General features: G+C 72.1%; 16 protein-coding genes and 5 tRNA genes. 13 read left to right on the top strand and 8 right to left on the bottom strand.

Annotated elements, in window-relative coordinates; all coding sequences use genetic code 11:
• Window positions 1-61: 61 nt before the first annotated feature.
• From cbiE to ACWDEX_RS24350, 5 genes are all read left to right on the top strand, one after another.
• Window positions 62-1,273 (top strand): precorrin-6y C5,15-methyltransferase (decarboxylating) subunit CbiE, encoded by a 1,212-nt coding sequence (gene cbiE, locus ACWDEX_RS24370; RefSeq protein WP_450466004.1) that lies wholly within the window; start codon window positions 62-64, stop codon window positions 1,271-1,273.
• 344 nt (window positions 1,274-1,617) lie between these two features.
• Complete coding sequence (gene cobT, locus ACWDEX_RS24365; RefSeq protein ID WP_450466003.1) at window positions 1,618-5,223, top strand: nicotinate-nucleotide--dimethylbenzimidazole phosphoribosyltransferase; 3,606 nt, start codon at window positions 1,618-1,620, stop codon at window positions 5,221-5,223.
• A 166-nt stretch (window positions 5,224-5,389) separates the two neighbouring features.
• Window positions 5,390-6,622, top strand: coding sequence for a uroporphyrinogen-III C-methyltransferase (cobA, locus tag ACWDEX_RS24360; protein WP_450466002.1), 1,233 nt, complete (start codon window positions 5,390-5,392; stop codon window positions 6,620-6,622).
• A 66-nt stretch (window positions 6,623-6,688) separates the two neighbouring features.
• Complete coding sequence (locus ACWDEX_RS24355) at window positions 6,689-7,507, top strand: TrmH family RNA methyltransferase (protein WP_450466001.1); 819 nt, start codon at window positions 6,689-6,691, stop codon at window positions 7,505-7,507.
• A 10-nt stretch (window positions 7,508-7,517) separates the two neighbouring features.
• Window positions 7,518-7,910 (top strand): NUDIX hydrolase, encoded by a 393-nt coding sequence (locus tag ACWDEX_RS24350; RefSeq protein ID WP_450466000.1) that lies wholly within the window; start codon window positions 7,518-7,520, stop codon window positions 7,908-7,910.
• Window positions 7,911-7,920: 10 nt separating this feature from the next.
• Here the strand turns inward: ACWDEX_RS24350 and ACWDEX_RS24345 are convergent, their stop codons facing one another.
• On the bottom strand, window positions 7,921-9,228 hold the full coding sequence (locus tag ACWDEX_RS24345) for a serine/threonine-protein kinase (protein ID WP_450466116.1): 1,308 nt from the start codon (window positions 9,226-9,228) through the stop codon (window positions 7,921-7,923).
• Window positions 9,229-9,927: 699 nt separating this feature from the next.
• On the opposite strand from ACWDEX_RS24345, the gene ACWDEX_RS24340 reads away from it, so the two are divergent.
• The 3 genes from ACWDEX_RS24340 to ACWDEX_RS24330 all read left to right on the top strand — a co-directional run bounded on the left by ACWDEX_RS24340 (window position 9,928) and on the right by ACWDEX_RS24330 (window position 11,612).
• Window positions 9,928-10,125, top strand: a complete 198-nt coding sequence (locus ACWDEX_RS24340; RefSeq protein ID WP_450465999.1) for a hypothetical protein — start codon at window positions 9,928-9,930, stop codon at window positions 10,123-10,125.
• 214 nt (window positions 10,126-10,339) lie between these two features.
• Entirely contained in the window at window positions 10,340-11,266 is a 927-nt protein-coding gene (locus tag ACWDEX_RS24335) for a phosphotransferase family protein (protein ID WP_450465998.1), read from the top strand.
• A gap of 88 nt (window positions 11,267-11,354) precedes the next feature.
• The gene (locus ACWDEX_RS24330; RefSeq protein WP_450465996.1) at window positions 11,355-11,612 is read left to right on the top strand and encodes a TFIIB-type zinc ribbon-containing protein; all 258 of its coding nucleotides are present in this window, start codon (window positions 11,355-11,357) and stop codon (window positions 11,610-11,612) included.
• Between the two features lie 45 nt (window positions 11,613-11,657).
• Here the strand turns inward: ACWDEX_RS24330 and ACWDEX_RS24325 are convergent.
• From ACWDEX_RS24325 to ACWDEX_RS24305, 5 genes are all read right to left on the bottom strand, one after another.
• Window positions 11,658-11,729 (bottom strand) — tRNA-Val (locus ACWDEX_RS24325).
• A gap of 43 nt (window positions 11,730-11,772) precedes the next feature.
• Window positions 11,773-11,844: transfer RNA gene (locus ACWDEX_RS24320), tRNA-Val, on the bottom strand.
• 42 nt (window positions 11,845-11,886) lie between these two features.
• Window positions 11,887-11,958, bottom strand: a tRNA-Val gene (locus tag ACWDEX_RS24315).
• Between the two features lies 1 nt (window position 11,959).
• A tRNA-Cys gene (locus ACWDEX_RS24310) sits at window positions 11,960-12,033 on the bottom strand.
• 39 nt (window positions 12,034-12,072) lie between these two features.
• Window positions 12,073-12,145 (bottom strand) — tRNA-Gly (locus ACWDEX_RS24305).
• Between the two features lie 165 nt (window positions 12,146-12,310).
• Here ACWDEX_RS24305 and ACWDEX_RS24300 point away from each other — a divergent pair.
• The 3 genes from ACWDEX_RS24300 to ACWDEX_RS24290 all read left to right on the top strand — a co-directional run bounded on the left by ACWDEX_RS24300 (window position 12,311) and on the right by ACWDEX_RS24290 (window position 15,172).
• Complete coding sequence (locus ACWDEX_RS24300; protein ID WP_450465995.1) at window positions 12,311-13,348, top strand: chorismate-binding protein; 1,038 nt, start codon at window positions 12,311-12,313, stop codon at window positions 13,346-13,348.
• A 124-nt stretch (window positions 13,349-13,472) separates the two neighbouring features.
• On the top strand, window positions 13,473-14,294 hold the full coding sequence (locus tag ACWDEX_RS24295; RefSeq protein WP_450465993.1) for an aminotransferase class IV: 822 nt from the start codon (window positions 13,473-13,475) through the stop codon (window positions 14,292-14,294).
• A 53-nt stretch (window positions 14,295-14,347) separates the two neighbouring features.
• Entirely contained in the window at window positions 14,348-15,172 is an 825-nt protein-coding gene (locus tag ACWDEX_RS24290; RefSeq protein WP_450465991.1) for a GNAT family N-acetyltransferase, read from the top strand.
• A gap of 10 nt (window positions 15,173-15,182) precedes the next feature.
• On the opposite strand, the gene ACWDEX_RS24285 is transcribed toward ACWDEX_RS24290, so the two are convergent.
• Window positions 15,183-15,707, bottom strand: a complete 525-nt coding sequence (locus tag ACWDEX_RS24285) for a DsbA family protein (protein WP_450465990.1) — start codon at window positions 15,705-15,707, stop codon at window positions 15,183-15,185.
• 226 nt (window positions 15,708-15,933) lie between these two features.
• Between ACWDEX_RS24285 and ACWDEX_RS24280 the strand changes: the two genes are divergently transcribed.
• Window positions 15,934-16,356, top strand: a complete 423-nt coding sequence (locus ACWDEX_RS24280) for a hypothetical protein (RefSeq protein WP_450466115.1) — start codon at window positions 15,934-15,936, stop codon at window positions 16,354-16,356.
• Between the two features lie 163 nt (window positions 16,357-16,519).
• Window positions 16,520-16,672 (top strand): hypothetical protein, encoded by a 153-nt coding sequence (locus ACWDEX_RS24275; protein ID WP_177198606.1) that lies wholly within the window; start codon window positions 16,520-16,522, stop codon window positions 16,670-16,672.
• A gap of 68 nt (window positions 16,673-16,740) precedes the next feature.
• Here the strand turns inward: ACWDEX_RS24275 and ACWDEX_RS24270 are convergent, their stop codons facing one another.
• Entirely contained in the window at window positions 16,741-17,298 is a 558-nt protein-coding gene (locus tag ACWDEX_RS24270) for a CGNR zinc finger domain-containing protein (RefSeq protein ID WP_450465988.1), read from the bottom strand.
• Window positions 17,299-17,561 lie beyond the last annotated feature (263 nt).

Below are 17,561 nucleotides of genomic sequence, written 5' to 3'. Positions count from 1 at the left end.
CGGAGCCCGCCGTGCGGGCTGCCCCCTGACGACCTGCGTGAACCCCTGGAGGCTGACGACGATGGCCGACCGGGTCACGGTGATCGGCTGGGACGGCTCGCCACTGACTGCCGCGGCGCATTCCGCCCTGGCGGCCGCCACACTCGTCGCCGGCGCGGCCCATCATCTCGCCCTGCCCGAGGTGCCGGGGACGGCCGAGCGCATCCGCCTCGGCAGCGTCGCCCTCGCCGCCCGCCGCATCGCCGCCCACCGGGGCACGGCCGTGGTCCTCGCCGACGGGGACCCGGGCTTCTTCGGCGTCGTGCGCACCCTGCGCGCGCCCGAGTTCGGGCTGGAGGTGGAAGTCGTCCCGGCTGTCTCCTCGGTGGCCACAGCTTTCGCGCGCGCGGGAATGCCCTGGGACGACGCACAGGTGGTCGTCGCACACCGCCGCACCCTGCGACGCGCGGTGAACGTATGCCGCGCCCACACCAAAGTCGCCGTTCTCACCTCACCCGGCGCCGGGCCCGCCGAACTCGGCCTGCTCCTCGAAGGGGTCCACCGCACCTTCGTCATCTGCGAGGAACTCGGCACCGAACGCGAGCAGGTCTCCGTCGTCACCTCCGACAGGGCCGCCGACCACACCTGGCGCGACCCCAATGTCGTCATCGTCATCGGTGGCCCCGTGGCCGCGGCCGACGACGGCGGCTGGATCGCCGGCCGCGATCCGGGTGCCGGACCGCGCGGCTGGGCGCTGCCCGCCCAGGCGTACGGCGGCGAACTCGGCGAAGGTGAGACGGACCTGCTGCGTGCCGCCCAACTCGCCCGGCTGGGCCCCCGGGTGGGCGACCTGGTGTGGGACATCGGCTCGGGCAGTGGGGCCTTCTCCGTGGAGGCGGCCCGCTGCGGGGCCGCTGTCATCGCCGTCGACCGTGACCCGGACGCCTGCGGCCGCACGTTGGGCGCCGCGCGCCGCTTCGGCGTCCAGCTCCAGGTCGTGCACGGCACCGCCCCGCACATCCTGGAGAACCTGCCCGAACCGGACGTCGTACGCGTCGGCGGCGGGGGAGCCGCGGTCGTCTCGGCCGTCGCCGACCGCCGCCCGCAACGCATCGTCGCGCACGCCGCGACCCGCGACGCCGCCGAACTGATGGGCAGGGACCTGGCGGAGCACGGCTACGAAGTGGAGTGCGCGCTGCTGCAGTCCGTCGAACTCGACACGCGGGCCTGGACGGAGAAGGAGCGGAGTGTTGTGTTCCTGCTCAGCGGTCGTTTGCCCGCACGCTCCCTGTGATCTCGTTGTCGTACGGGCGGGGTAGGCTGGCGGATTGTTGTACCTCACTCGGGTGATCCGGCGCTTCGTCGGTCAAGGTCCGGAAAGCGCCCCTCTTTTGGGGCGGGTGTGGTACCGCAGAACCGGAGGGCGCGCAGTGTGGCGCAGTCCACAGCGGGCCATGGCGGATCAAGCTGTCGCGACGGCGGGACGGCCGCGACAATGCCAGTTGATGGCTTTGCCGCCATTGCTGGCGGGTCGTTCGTGCCGCTGGGCACGCACGCTCGTTCTTCACTGCGGGCGGTCGGCGCGCCGTTCCGGGCGAGCTGGTCGTAGAAGCACTAACCGATGGGCGAGGGATACGCATGACCGACACCGGCCAGGTCCCGGGCGAGGGGCTGCCGGAGAACGCAGGCATGGTGGAGCAGCCGGGCGTCCTCGCGCCGGGCGCGTACACCTACCTCGACCCCTCCGACACCACCGCCGATGACGACGACCTGCTTCTGATGCCCGGCCAGCAGGGCGCATGGGGCAACGAGATGCCGCAGCCCGCCCCGGCCCCGGCGCCGTTCACCCACGAGCCCGGCCCGCATGAGACGGCCGGACGGGACAGCGGCTCGGTCGACCTCAGTGCGGTCCGTACGCCCCCTCCGGCGTCCGTGCCGCAGCCGACCCCGTCGCCCCGTCCACTGCACCTCGGTCCGCCCACGCCGAGCACCTCCTTCAGCCCGGTGCGTTCGCTGTCCGACCGCGGGCCGGCGGATGCCCCGCTGCGCCCCTCCGGGCCGCCGACCACCGGCCCCGAGTACCTCGACGTGCAGCACTTCGCAGAGCACTCCCCGCAGGGAGCGGTGCCGTGGGGTGCCCCGACGCAGACGCAGACGCAGACCGTCCCGCCGGCCGACCACGCGGGGACTCCTGTGGAAACGGCGGAGCCGGAGCCGATGGCCGAGCCGGAGCCCATGGCCGAGCCGGAGCCCACGGCCGAGCCCGAGCCGATGGCCGAGTCGGCGCTGATGGCCGAGCCGATCACGGATCCCGTCACACCTGAGGCAGCGGCACCCGTGCCCCCGCCCGAGCCGCTCCAGGAGCAGGCGGTCCCCGTCGCTGCCGAGACACTCCAGCCGTCCGGAGCGCCGGCCGACCCGCAGGACGCTCAGGCCGCACCCATGGCGGCGCAGCCGGCCGCGTCGACCGCGGACGCCGCGCACGCCGTGGCGGCGCCCGCAGGCGCGCTCGGCGTGCCCGACGGCGCATCTGCCGCCGAGACCGAGCCCACCCAGGCCGCCGCGCAGGTCCCCGAGGCCGTACCGGCACCCGCGGGACCGTCGGTACCGAACGGATCATCCGCCCCGGTCACCCCCCAGCACCCGGAAGCCGCGCCCACAGCGGACCCGCAGGCGCCGAACGCCACACCCTTCGTCGGCGTGCCGAACGCGCCGCAGCCGTCGGACGACACGGCGCAGGCCGATGCGGTCGCGCCCACCCTCGACGCGGTCGCGCCCCAGCAGGCCGCCGAGGCCGCCGTCCCCGCGTCCGTCGACCTCACGGTGCCGCCCGTGCAGGTCCCCGAGCCCCTCGCGCCCGTCCCGGCCCACCCGGCCCAGGACCCGGCCGAGGACGTCAGCCCCGGACCGGACCCGCAGGAGCCCGAACAGCAGACCACCGACCCCTCCGTCCACATCGCCGACGCGGCGGCCCGGATTCCCGACGCAGCACAGCAACTCGTCGCCGAGGAGACACAGTCCGAGGGCGGCGAGCCTCTCCAGCTCGTGCCGGACGGCGCCCCGGCTCCGGCCGCCACACCCGAGGCGTTCGTTGGCCAGATGCCCGGCGAGCAGCCCGAGACCGGTGAGTCGGCCGGTGCCCCCGTGGAGTCCGAGGCACCTCCGTCGCTCGGCGAGTTCGTGCCCGTGGAGGGCGTCGTGCCGACCACCCCGGACCTGGCCCCGACCCCGCCGCACGCCCTGATCGTGCCGCCCGTCGCCGTCGACGAGCAGTCGGCCGCGCAGGAGTCCGCACCGCCCGCTGTCGAGGAGGAGCCGGTGCCTGCCGCACCGGCCGCGGAACAGCCCGCCCCCACCGTTCCGGCCCCCCGCGACGGCGACGCACCCACCCCGGAGCTTCCCCTTGTGGACCCGGAACTCGTGGTCGCACAGCAGGCGGAGGACCTGGACACCAGGGCCGCCGACGAGGAGGAGAGCGCGGCCGCAGCGGAAGCCGTACGAGAGTCCACCGGCCCGGCGGCGCCCGGATACGACGATGCCGAGCGCGAGGCGGTGCTGCGCGTGATGCGCGAGCGCCGCGACATCCGCAACGGCTTCCGCAGCGACCCGATCCCGCACGACGTGCTCCTGCGCGTCCTTGAGGCAGCCCACACGGCACCGTCCGTCGGTCACTCCCAGCCCTGGGACTTCGTCGTCATCCGCTCGGCCGAGACACGCCGCATGATGCACGAACTGGCGCAGCGTCAGCGCGAGGCCTACGCCAAGTCGTTGCCCAAGGGCCGTGCGAAGCAGTTCAAGGAACTGAAGATCGAGGCCATCCTCGACACGCCGGTGAACATCGTGGTCACGGCCGATCCGACCCGCGGCGGCCGGCACACCCTCGGCCGGCACACCCAGCCGCAGATGGCCCCGTACTCCTCCGCGCTCGCCGTGCAGAACCTGTGGCTCGCCGCCCGCGCGGAGGGCCTCGGCGTCGGCTGGGTCAGCTTCTTCGACGAGCGGGAGATGGTCCGCGCCCTCGGCCTGCCGGAGCACCTGGAGGTCGTGGCCTACCTCTGCATGGGCTATGTCGACGAGTTCCCGGAGGAACCCGAGCTGATGCAGGCGGGATGGTCCAAGCGCCGCCCGCTGTCCTGGGTCGTGCACGAGGAGACGTACGGTCGCCGTGCGCTGCCCGGCGAGGAGCCGCACGACCTGCTCGCCGAGACGGTGGCGGGTATCCGCCCGCTGGACGCCAAGGCCCTCGGCGAGGCCTGGGAGCGGCAGAAGCGGATGACCAAGCCCGCGGGCGCGCTCGGCATGCTCGAGATCATCTCCGCGCAGCTTTCCGGCCTGTCCCGACAGTGCCCGCCGCCGATCCCGGAGCCCGCGGCCGTCGCGATCTTCGCCGGGGACCACGGCGTGCACGCCCAGGGCGTCACTTCCTGGCCCCAGGAGGTGACCGGCCAGATGGTCGCCAACTTCCTCGGCGGCGGCGCGGTCTGCAACGCCTTCGCGGGCCAGGTGGGTGCCGAGGTCTGCGTCGTCGACGTGGGGGTGGCCGCCGACCTGCCCGCCACCCCGGGCCTGCTGCCGCGCAAGGTACGCGCGGGCACGGCGGACATGACGACCGGTCCCGCGCTCACCCGCGAGGAGGTCAAGCAGGCGATCGAGGTCGGCATCGAGACGGCCCGCGACCTGGTGGCCGCAGGCAACAAGGCGCTGCTCACGGGCGAGATGGGCATCGCGAACACGACGGCCTCGGCCGCCCTGATCTCGGTCTTCACCGACACTGACCCGTCCGAGGTGACGGGCCGCGGCACGGGTGTCAACGACGAGACGCTGGCCCGTAAGACGGAGGTCGTACGGCGTGCCATCGAACTCCACCAGCCGGATCCGGCCGACCCGATCGGCGTCCTGGCGGCGTTCGGTGGACTGGAGCACGCGGCCATGGTGGGCCTGCTGCTGGGCGGCGCTTCCCTGCGCACGCCGGTGATCCTGGACGGTGTCAGCGCGGGCGCTGCCGCCCTGGTGGCCCGCGCGATCGCCCCCGAGGTCCTCGCGGCGTGCATCGCCGGCCACCGCAGCGCGGAACCGGGGCATGTCGCGGCCCTCAACAAGCTGGGCCTGCGCCCTCTGGTCGACCTGGACCTGCGCCTGGGCGAGGGCACGGGCGCGCTCCTGGCCCTGCCGATGGTCCAGAGCGCGGCCAGGGCGATGCACGAGGTGGCGACGTTCGACTCCGCAGGGGTCACCGAGAAGTAGGGCCTCTCGAAACGGGCGCGAAGCCCTGCTGCCCCCGACGACGGCGCTCGGCTCCCGACCGGCCGAGCGCTGCCGAGAGACCCGCATAAAATCCCCACGTCAGGGTCCCTCCGCAGCCGCAGAGGCCTGGTACCGCACCGCCGCCCGCAAGAGGAGCCGCACCGCCATGGCCGTACACCCCCCTTACCCCGTAGGGCTCCGCCTCTTCCGCCGTCGCGTCGTCGTCCTCGGCGGCGGACAGGTCGCCCAGCGGCGCCTCCCCGCGTTGATCGCGGCCGGCGCGGACATACATCTCGTGTCCCCCGAGGCGACCCCCTCGGTCGAGGCCATGGCGGCCTGTGGCGAGATCACCTGGCTGAAGCGCCCGTACCGGTCCGGTGACCTGGAAGACGCCTGGTACGCGCTCATCGCCACCGACGACCCCGACGCGAACCTCCGGGCCTCCGCGGAGGCCGAGGCGCACCGGGTGTGGTGCGTGCGCTCGGACGACGCCGAAGCGGCCACCGCCTGGACCCCGGCGACCGGACACAGCGAGGGGGTCACGGTCGCCGTCCTCACCACCGACGCCAAGGGCCGAGACCCCCGTCACACCGCCGCCGTCCGCGACGCCGTGGTGGAGGGCCTGCGCGACGGCACACTCGTCGCCCCGCACCACCGCACCCGCACCCCCGGTGTCGCACTGGTCGGCGGTGGCCCCGGCGACCCGGACCTGATCACGGTTCGTGGCCGCCGTCTGCTCGCCGAGGCCGACGTGGTCATCGCGGACCGCCTCGGCCCCCGCGACCTGCTCGCCGAACTCCCGCCGCATGTCGAGGTGATCGACGCGGCGAAGATCCCGTACGGCCGTTTCATGGCTCAGGAGGCCATCAACAACGCACTGATCGAACACGCCAAGCAGGGCAAGTCGGTCGTCCGCCTCAAGGGCGGCGATCCCTTCGTCTTCGGCCGTGGCATGGAGGAGGTCCAGGCGCTGGCCGAGGCGGGCATCCCGTGCACGGTGGTCCCGGGCATCTCCAGTTCGATCTCGGTGCCGGGCGCGGCCGGAATCCCCGTCACCCACCGCGGTGTCGCGCACGAGTTCACGGTGGTCAGCGGTCATGTCGCCCCTGATGACGAGCGCTCGCTGGTCGACTGGCCGTCGCTGGCGAAGCTGACCGGTACGCTGGTCGTCCTCATGGGCGTCGACAAGATCGGGAAGATCGCCGAGACGCTTGTCGCTCACGGCAAGGCACCCGACACCCCCGTCGCCCTGGTCCAGGAAGGCACGACAGCCGCCCAGCGCCGTGTCGACGCGACCCTCGCGACGGTCGCACGGACCGTACGGGCCGAGGACGTGAAGCCTCCGGCGGTCATCGTCATCGGCGAGGTCGTCACGACAGGTCCCCGCCCAGCCCAGTGACCCGGGGTAACCCGGGCCCGTTCCAGCCGTTGGCACCACACCACCAGGACAAGGCAGTATCACCCTGTGGCCGATCTCATCACCATCGAGGACCCCGACGACCCGCGCCTGCGCGACTACACGGGCCTGACCGACGTGGAGCTGCGCCGCAAGCGCGAACCCGCCGAGGGCCTGTTCATCGCCGAGGGCGAGAAGGTCATCAGGCGGGCCAAGGACGCCGGCTACGCGATGCGCTCCATGCTGCTGTCCGCGAAGTGGGTCGACGTCATGCGGGACGTCATCGACGAGCTCCCGGCCCCGGTGTACGCGGTCAGCCCGGAACTCGCCAAGCAGGTCACCGGCTACCACGTGCACCGCGGTGCGCTCGCCTCCATGCAGCGCAAGCCGCTGCCCACGGCGGACGAACTCCTGACGACCGCCCGCCGGGTCGTGATCATGGAATCCGTGAACGACCACACCAACATCGGGGCCATATTCCGCTCGGCGGCGGCCCTGGGCATGGACGCGGTACTGCTGTCACCCGACTGCGCCGACCCGCTCTACCGTCGCAGCGTGAAGGTCTCCATGGGCGCGGTCTTCTCGGTGCCGTACGCGCGCCTCGACACCTGGCCGGGGGGCCTGGAGTCGGTTCGCGAGGCGGGCTTCACGCTCTTGGCGCTCACCCCCGACGAGAAGGCCAAGACCCTCGACGACACGGCACCGCACAGGATGGAGCGGGTCGCGCTGATGCTCGGTGCGGAGGGCGACGGCCTGTCCACCCGGGCGCTGGTCGCCGCGGACGAATGGGTCCGTATCCCCATGGCTCACGGCGTCGACTCCCTCAATGTGGGCGCGGCGGCCGCCGTCGCCTTCTACGCGGTGGCCACCGGCCGCCCCCAACCCTGAGCAGGACCCCGTGGACCAGCGAGAGGCGATCGTCGCGGTGTTGCGGCGCACGGGCCGGGTGCTGGTCATCGAGCGTGGCCCCGAGGCACGCCGCCCGGGCTACTGGACACCGCTCAGCGGCACCCTCGAAGCGGCCGAGACCCAGGAGGAGGCACTGGTCAGAGAGGTCCGCGAGGAGGTCGGCCTGACCGTGGTCCCGCTGGCGAAGGTCTGGGAGTCCGAGACCGACGACGGACTCTTCCGCCTCCACTGGTGGACGGCTCAGGTGGGCGCGGACGACGTGGTCGCGGACCCGGGCGAGGTGAGCGCGGTCCGCTGGGTCACTGCGGAGGAGTTCCTCGCGATGGAGCCGGTCTTCGACGGTGACCGCGAGTTCTTCGAACGGATCCTGCCCCGCCTGTGACGGCCGCCGCTCAGTCGTCCCGGCTCAGCTCGCCGCCGTACTGCGCGGCCATCGGGGCGCCGGGCGGGGAAGCGTACGACCGCTCCGACCGTACGTCCTTGCGCTCGCCTCCGTCGCCCAGCCCGCGGGCCGGCCCCTGGCAGCCCTGGGCCGCCGCGATGCCCAACGCCACCAGCAGCGTCACCACGACGAACACGAACAGCCGCTGACGCAGCAGCCGTGGGTTGGCCGGGCGCCGTCCGGCCCCGTTGGTCCGGGGAGCCGGCCGTCCGGTTCCGCTGCGCGGTGCGGGCCGGGCACCGGAACGGGTCGTTGCGCGCTGCGCCGATGTCGGACGCGCCCCGGACCGGGGGCCGTTGCCGCGCGGCGGGGGAGTGCCCGGACCCTGTGTGCGCCGCACGGTGCGCTGCTCGACGTACTGCTCCGCCAGGCGCCCCGACGGCCGGTCCGGCTCACCACGCCGGTCGGACGCCCGTACGTCCGAGAGTCCCTGGGCCTCCCGGGCGGCGATCTCCTTGAGCCGGAGCGAGAGCTGGAGGGTGCTGGGCCGTTCCTCGGGGTCCTTCGCCAGACAGGCGTGGACCAGCGGGGCCAGGGCGTCCGGCACTCCGTGCAGTTGGGGTGCCTCGTGCACCACACGGTAGAGCATCACCTCGGAGCTGCCGTGTCCGAACGGCGAGTCGCCGGTCGCCGCGTACGCCAGTGTGGCGCCCAGCGAGAACACGTCCGTGGCCGGGGTGACGGCGGCCCCGCGCACCTGCTCGGGGGCGAGGAAGCCGGGCGACCCGACGGCCGTGCCGACGTGCGTGAGCGTGGAGGCGCCCGTCGCCCATGCGATGCCGAAGTCGATGATCCGCGGGCCCTTCGGGGACAGCAGGATGTTGGACGGCTTCAGATCGCGGTGGACGACCCCGGCCTCGTGCACCGCCACCAGCCCCTCGGAGAGGGCGGCGCCCACAGCGGCCACCTCGGCGGCCGTGAGCGCCCCCTCCCCGGCGACCTTGTCGTGCAGGGACGGCCCGGGCACGTACTGCGTGGCGAACCACGGGCGGTCCGCCTCCAGATCGGCGGCCACGAGCCGTGCCGTACAGCCACCGCGGATCCGCCGTGCCGCCGCGACCTCACGCGCGAACCGTGAGCGGAACTCCTGATCCTCCGCCAGGTCCGGCCGGATCACCTTCAGCGCGACCCGCTGACCCCGCTTGTCCGATCCGAGGTAGACGACGCCCATTCCGCCCGCGCCGAGCCGCCGGTGAAGCCTGAACGAGCCGACGACACGCGGGTCCTCACGCCTCAGGCGCATCATCGCCATGTCCATCCCCGCTGCCCGGTCCGTCTGACGAGCCACAGCTTACGTTTCCACGGCCAGGTGCGCGCAGAGGCCGCGCCCTCTCGCCCCGATCGATTGTCAGTGCCCGCTGGGGGACTTGACGGGCGGTCAGGGGAAATGTGAACGCGACAGCCGTATTTCGCTGGTGGCCCCAACGCCCTGACGTGCGAGGGAGATTGACGCCGGGACGGGTGAGCGTGCGGAGACGGCCCTGAGTGCCGGGGATGTGACGCGTACCTACGGAGCGGTGGTGGGCAGGGTGGTCCGCCGGGCCGAGACGTCGATGCGCGGTGGCGTCGTCGAAGTGACCGAAGTCACCCGGTGGGGGCGGTAGGGGCGCGTCGGGCAACGAGGTAGGGGCGTCGTCCGCAAGGCGCCCTTCAGGTGAACCGGGCAGCGTCACCGGTGGAACGGCCGGTTTCACGGGGGATGGTTCCGGGCCCGAGAGGCGCGGCAGACGTCCCCTCCGGGAGGACCCCGAGATCTGCGCCCGCATCTCCACCCAGGGGAGTACACCGCAGGTCATGGCTCATCCTCCGGGAGGCCAGGCAATCGGTACGAGGGCATGACGACCCCGACCCGCCCGGTGCCTAGATTTGAGGTCAAGCGGCGGGTGCAGCACTCGTCCCCCGAGGTCGGACACTCGCCGCTGCCAAGGACAACAGCGCAACGGTCAGGAGAGGGACCATGGCCCAGACGGCACCGCGGACACTGATCCGCACGCAGGGGCGCAAGGCGTACGGCACCCGTCGCTCCGGCCAGCGCCACCCGCTGGTGGCGGCGGCGATGGTCCTCCCCCTGGCGGCCCTGCTCGTGTACGTCTTCGGCGGCTGGGATGCAGTGGTCACACAAGCGTCGTCCGTGGGAGCGATGCTGGGGCGCTGAGCGGCGCCCCGGGCCCGGAAGAGCGGTCCGGGCGGGGACATCCACCCATGAAACCCCGTGGGGACGGGGGTGCGGCGGACGGCATAGACGCCCGCGCAGCTGGGGAGCTGCGCGGGCGTTGTCTTTGCCGCGGGTCCCCTGCCCGTACCAGTCGAACACCGGTCGCTGCGTCCGCGTACGCTTCCCGGCACAGCCTCAGCTCCCAGGGAAGACCGTGAACGCACTCCTGCCCGCGCTCACCGCGACAGCACGCGCCGCAGTGCACGCGAAACCCGGCACGAACTGCCGTTGCCCGGTCCCCGACACGGTCCTCGCCGACCGCGAGGACGACGCCGTCGTCGTCCGCCACGGCGACACCGTCGCCAAGGCCCACGCTCCCGGCACCGATCCCGCCGGTCTCTCTCTCCGCCTCACCGTCGCGGCCCGCCTTCCCGGCGTTCTCCTCGCCCCCCGTGATCCCGCGCCCGTCACCCTCCACGGCCGCCTCGTGACCTTCTGGCCGTACGGCACCCGCGTGGACCCCGACTCTCCTCGGACCGCCCCCTGGGAGGAAGTCGCCACCCTCCTCGCCCGGCTGCATCGGGCCCCGGCCCCCTCCGGCCTCCCCTCCATGCGCGGTCCCGCCAAGGCCGCCCGCGCGATCCGGCGCCTCTGCGCGCTGGGCCCCCACTCCGCAGCAGGGCCCGTCCTCCGTGCCTGGGCCGCCCTCCCGGACTGGGCCCGCGCCGAGGCCCCCCTGCCCACCGCACGGCACCTCTGCCACGGAGACCTCCACCTCGGCCAGCTCGTACGCCATCCCGTGGGCACCGGCCCCTGGCGCCTCATCGACATCGACGACCTGGGTGTGGGCGACCCGGCCTGGGACCTGGCCCGCCCGGCGGCCTGGTACGCCTGCGGTCTGCTCGCGCCCGAGGAGTGGACCGGTTTCCTCGCCGCGTACCGGCGGGAGGGCGGCCCGGCCGTCCCCACCGTGGACGACCCCTGGCCCGCCCTCGACGTCCCCGCTCGCGCCCTCACCGTGCAGACGGCGGCCCTGGCCGTCGTCAAGTCCTTCGCGGCGGAGCGCCCCTTGGACGAGGTGGAGCAGGCCGTGGTCGACGCCTGTGTCCGAATGGGCGCCATTTCGCCGGAGTTGACGTGAGGTGTGCGACACAGTGTGCAACCGGCCATGACCGGAGTGAGTCTCTGTTTGGCGAAGCACCGGCGACCGGCGAGGAGTTGAGCCAACCATGCAGTGTCCGAAGTGTCATGCTCCGATGCACACGTACAACCGCAACGGCGTCCAGATCGAGCAGTGCAGCGGCTGCCGTGGGATCTTCCTGGACTACGGGGAACTGGAGGCGCTGACCCGAGTGGAGGCCCAGTGGGCGCAGCCCGCCCCGCAGGCCTATCCGGCGGCTCCTGCCTGGGGCGCCCCGCACGGCGGTCACGACCACTACGGACACCACCGCCACAAGAGCTTCGGTCACATGCTGTTCTCCAGCTGAGCCCACGCAGAAGCCCCCGGCTGCAGGGCCGGGGGCTTCGATGTGTGGACGATACTGGGATTGAACCAGTGACCTCTTCCGTGTCAGGGAAGCGCTCTCCCGCTGAGCTAATCGTCCTCGGGACCACGGCCACTCCGAGGAGAAGGCCATGGATACTGCGTGCGCGATACTGGGATTGAACCAGTGACCTCTTCCGTGTCAGGGAAGCGCTCTCCCGCTGAGCTAATCGCGCGGGGACCCTTGCGGATCGGTGGTGCGGGTCCTTGCGGACCAGTGGACGATACTGGGATTGAACCAGTGACCTCTTCCGTGTCAGGGAAGCGCTCTCCCGCTGAGCTAATCGTCCTTGGAGGTGGAGACGGGATTTGAACCCGTGTAGACGGCTTTGCAGGCCGTTGCCTCGCCTCTCGGCCACTCCACCAGGAGTACAGGGGATCGGGAGGATCCCCTGCTTCCTTCGAGCGGACGACGAGGCTCGAACTCGCGACCTCAACCTTGGCAAGGTTGCGCTCTACCAACTGAGCTACGTCCGCCTGTCGTTTCGGTCCGCTTCCGCGTCCCGGCGACGTGTTGAACTCTAGCGGATTCCGGGGCCAGCACAAAAACGCGTTTGTGCAGCGTGCTGCGCCGCGCCCGCTCGAGGACTGGCCAGGACGCCCCGGGGGTCCCTCAAGGACACCCGTCCTAGACTCGACGGCGTGCTCGACCTTCCCCCTCTTGCTCGTTTCGGCGACCGTGTCGCCACCGGTCTGATCGATGTCACCGACGACCCCGCTGCGCTCGACTCCACCGGTTTCTGGGCCGTCTGCGCGGACTACGAGGGACGGCTGACCTGCGCCCGCTTCCGGGAGGTGCGGGAGGAGCCGGTACCGGCCCCCGTACCGGGCGGGTGGCGGGGTCCGGCGGCAGGCGACTGGGCGTCGTCACTCGACCACGCGTCGTACACGGCGGGAGTGCGGCGCATCCGCGAGCACATCGCGGCCGGCGAGGTCTACCAGGTGAACCTCTGCCGCGTGCTCTCCGCCCCGATCGCGCCCGACGCCGACGTGGACGCCCTGACCGCCGAGCTCGCCCGCGGCAATCCGGCGCCGTACGCGGGAACGATCCGCCTGCCGGAGCACGGCGTGGAGATCGCCACCGCCTCGCCCGAGCTCTTCCTGCGTCGCGACGGCCGGGTCGTCGAGTCCGGCCCGATCAAGGGCACCGGGCGGACCGAGGCGGACCTCCTGGAGAAGGACCACGCCGAGAACGTGATGATTGTGGACCTGGTCCGCAACGACATCGGGCGCGTCTGTGTCACCGGCAGCGTGACCGTCCCGGATCTGTGTGCCGTCGAGAAGCACCCCGGCCTGGTCCATCTCGTCTCCACGGTCCGCGGCGAGCTGCGCGCCGAGGCCGGCTGGCCGGAGCTGCTTGAGGCCACCTTCCCGGCCGGGTCGATCACCGGCGCTCCCAAGTCCAGCGCCCTCAGGATCATCGACGCCTTGGAAACCGCGCCCCGCGGGCCCTACTGCGGCGGCATCGGTTGGGTCGACGCGGACCGCGGGGTGGGGGAGCTGGCCGTCGGTATCCGCACCTTCTGGATCGACAGGGGCGCGGGTGTCCTGCGTTTCGGAGCCGGCGCGGGCATCACCTGGAGCTCCGACCCGGAAGGGGAATGGCGCGAGACCGAACTGAAGGCAGCCCGGCTGCTCGCGATAGCGTCGGGGGAGCACCAGGACAGCGGGCCGTGGTGAGCCCTCTCACCTGCTGTGTCCGTCTGGAGGGACGCCGGGCCCGGCAGTGGTCTCGCCGAGCGTCGGCCCCCACCGGACCGGCATGTCGGAGCCGCTGCCGCCACGATCTAGCGAGGTAAGACCAGTGAAGCTCTGGCTCGACGGCAGGCTGCAGGACATCGAGTCCGCCCGCGTCTCCGTCTTCGACCACGGACTGACGGTCGGCGACGGCATCTTCGAGACCGTCAAGGCCGTGGACGGCCGGCCGTTCGCGCTGACCCGCCACCTCGACCGGCTCACCCGCTCGGCCCGAGGCCTGGGCCTCGCCGACCCCGACCTCGACGAGGTCCGCCGGGCCTGCGCCGCCGTCCTGGAGGCCAACCCGATGGCGCTCGGCCGCCTGCGCATCACCTACACCGGCGGCTACGGCCCGCTCGGCTCCGGCCGCGGCGAGGCCGGCCCGACCCTCGTGGTCGCCCTCGGCGAGCTCGCCCCGCGGCCCGACTCCACGGCCGTGATCACCGTTCCTTGGACCCGTAATGAGCGGGGCGCGCTGGCGGGACTCAAGACCACGTCGTACGCCGAGAACGTCGTCGCCCTCGCCCGGGCCTCGCAACAGGGTGCATCCGAGGCGCTGTTCGCCAACACGCTGGGACACCTCTGCGAGGGCACCGGGTCGAACGTCTTCGTCGTCCTCGACGGTGAGATCCACACCCCGCCGCTGGCCTCCGGCTGCCTCGCGGGCATCACACGTGCGCTCACCGTCGAGTGGACCGGGGCCAGGGAGATCGACCTCCGGCTGGACGTCCTGGAGCGTGCGGACGAGATCTTCCTCACGTCCACGACCCGTGACGTGCAGGCCGTGCACCGGGTCGACGACCGTGAACTGCGGGGCGTGCCCGGCCCGGTGACGGCCAAGGCCATGCGGATCTTCGCGGAGCGGTCCGGGGACGATCTCGATCCGTAAGAGGTGCGGAAATTCGGCTGACGGCGGCCTGCGTGAGGGGTAGAACACCCCTGATGACCACGACCCTGCGGCCGACCGAGCCGCTTCAGCGCACCACGGACGGCACGCGATCGCAGCACTACGAGGTGTGTGTGAACGGCCGGCCGGTCGGCGTACTCCACCTCGGCACGTCCTCCGGCCTCGGTGACTCGGTGGCGCAGATCCGCGATCTGCGCATCGAGGAGCCGGACAGGCGGCGCGGCCGGGCCACGGTGGCCGCACTCGCCGCGGAGGAGGTGGCGCGGGGCTGGGGCTGCGGTCAGATCGAGGCCGTGGTTCCCGCCGGTGCCGAGGCGGCGTTGCGGCTCACCGAGACGCTCGGCTACGTCCTGCGCAGCCGCAACATGGAGAAGCGGCTGGGCGACATCGCCCCCGAACTGCCAGCCGGGAGTCGTGCACGACCCATGACGGACGCCGAGTTCGACCAGTGGGACGCGGACGAGTCGGAGCACTACGCGCGTAGTTGGATCGAGCGGGGCGTACCCGAGGCCGACGCGTACGCCAAGGCGCGGCGCGACCACGAGCAGGTCCTGCCGAACGGCCTGCGCACGGAGAACGTGATGTTCAGCGTTCTGGAGCACGAAGGCCTGCGCGTGGGCGCCCTGTGGCTGGCGGTGCGGGAGGACAGCGCGTACGTCTTCGACGTGCGGGCGGATGCGGCCCACCGCGGGCGAGGGCACGGACGCACACTCATGCTCCTCGCGGAGGCCCAGGCGATTGCCGCCGACCGGCGTCTCCTCGGACTTCACGTGTTCGCGGGCAACGTTCCGGCCGAACGCCTCTACGAGTCGCTCGGCTATGAGACGACGCGGTACGCCTGGGCCAAGCCCCTGGTGTAGGACGGCCCGCTCAGGCCTCCTGCTCCGCGAGCAGCCGGTCCGCGATCTGCTCGATGCGCTCGCGCAGCCCTTCCTGGCTCTTGCCGCCGTCAAGACGCTCGCCGTCGATGACGTACGTCGGGGTGCCGGTCACCCCGATCGCCTTGCCCTCGGCCTGGTCGGCGTCGACGACCAGGATGTGGCGTCCGTCGATCAGCGCAGTGTCGAACTCCTCGGCGTCCAGGCCGAGTTCACGGGCCACCTCGACGAGAACGGACTCTCCCGCGCGGTCCAGCTCCTCGACCCGGTCGAGCACGGCCTCGACATACGGCCAACCCTGGCCCTGCTCCAGTGCCTCTTCGGCGGCCTGCGCGGCGGCGAAGGCGTGCTGGTGCTTCTCCAGCGGGAAGTGCCGAAGCCGCAGCTCCAGCCGGTCGCCGTAGCGGGCACGTAGCGCCCGCAGGTCGTCGAGGGCGGTGCGACAGTCGGGACACTGGAGTTCGAACCAGACGTCCAGGACAGGTGCGGCGGCGGGTGCGGCGGAGGAGTCACTCATGGTCACCAGTCTCCCAGCACCGCGGACCGCGTCCCAAACTGGTCTCGTCTCGGCCCGCGGCGAGGTGACCGGGACCTGTCGGGTGCAGATGCGTCCGCGCCCTGAGGAGGAGCCGACCCGGAGATCTCCCTGAGGTCTGGCCGGACCGTGGCATCCGAGGTGCCGGGCGGTGCAGGATGGAAAGGACGAACCGACCTGCCTGACCGATCACCGCCTGGAGCACCGGATGATTGCCGAGACCGTCTGTTCCGCCGTCTCCGTGGCCGGCCTGGGCATTGCCGCGGTCACGGCCTACCGCAAGCGCTTCCACAGGGCGGCTCGCATGGCCGCGTACGCGCTCGTACCCATCGGCCTGGTGATGACGGGAGCCGTGGGTTGGCTGGCCCACACGGCGTTCAGTCTCACGGCATGGGCGGGCTTCGGTGTGCTGGGCATCGCCTGGCTGCTGTTCATGACCACGCGGGCCGTGGAGCGCCGGAGCGGAGGGACCCGTAAGGAGCGCAAGGCGGTAAAGGCCTCGCAGGGCGAGGCGGTGGCCCCTGCCGCCTCCACGCCGACGCTGGGTGCCGCAACCCGCCCGGCGGCCCGGCCCGCTCCCACGGACGACTTCGCGGACATCGAGGCCATCCTCAAGAAGCACGGCATATGACGGACTGAGACGACACGGCAGCCGGGTAGGGGCGCTCGACCATCACGAGGGGCGCACGCCGGGACGACTTCCTCTGGGCGCGTCACGGATATTGACGAACTCACCACCCTCATGGGCGTGTTGATCGCATGGTGGTTGTCGGCTGCGTCATGATCCACGCGAGATGCTGGACAGAACCCAGAGCGACACCGCTGCTCCTCCCGAGGAGCGTCGGGGTTGTCTCTTCGCGCTTTCCCAGCCACCGCTGATGATCTTCCTTGCGGTGATCGGCTGTCTGCTGCTCATGGCATCACTGCACGATCTGCTGTTGCTCTGAGCCGTATGCGGAGCCCCTGGCGTCACCCGCTGGAGGGCTCCGTCAGCCCCGCCGGCACGGGACTCTCGTCAGCCCGCCGCTTCCTTCCGGCGTGCCCGGTACGCGGCCACATGGAGGCGGTTTCCGCAGGTGCGGCTGTCGCAGTAGCGGCGGGAGCGGTTGCGGGAGAGATCGACGAAGGCGCGCCGACAGTCCGGTGCCTCGCAGCGGCGCAGCCGCTCCTGCTCTCCGGCCACCACGAAGAAAGCCAGCGCCATCCCGCAGTCCGCAGCGATGTGATCGGCGACGGAGGCACCGGGTGCGAAGTAGTGCACATGCCAGTCAAAGCCGTCGTGGTCGGTCAGGCGGGGGGTGGTCCCCGCAGCGGCGACCAGCTCGTTGATCAGGCCGGCCGCGGTTCGGCCGTCCGTCGTGGCGAAGACGGCGGCGAACCGCCCGCGGATCTGGCGTACAGCCGAGAGGTCGAACTCCGACAGGGCGCCGATATCGCTGATTTCGTGCTCGCGCGCGAAATTGTCGAGGGCGGCGACATCTGGGAGCCCGTCCGCCTCGTTGCCCTCGGGTGTGGTGTTCACCAGACCCACCACGAGGTCGAGCGCACACCGGGTGTCATGGGTGATCAGCACTGTCGCTCCCTGGCCTGGGGGTCGGGCGTGCGCCCGCCGATGCTGGCCGAGCCTAGCGGCATCCCTGCCGCCCCGGGGCCCGCTGCGGGCTGAACGGGGAAAAGGCGACCGTAACGCTCAGTGACGTCCTTGGCCGCCAGGCTCGTCACGGTACGAGTCATTCTCCTCGCACTCCGCGTGCACGCCCAGGCGCCGCCACCGCGAGCACTCGCGGTGGCGGCGGCGGGGCGGGGCGGGGGGGGGGGGGTTGGCCGAGCCGTCTA

The organism is Streptomyces sp. NPDC001020 (assembly GCF_053599115.1).
Note: the sequence above shows the minus strand (reverse complement) of the source record. Positions and strands in the feature narration are given on the sequence as shown.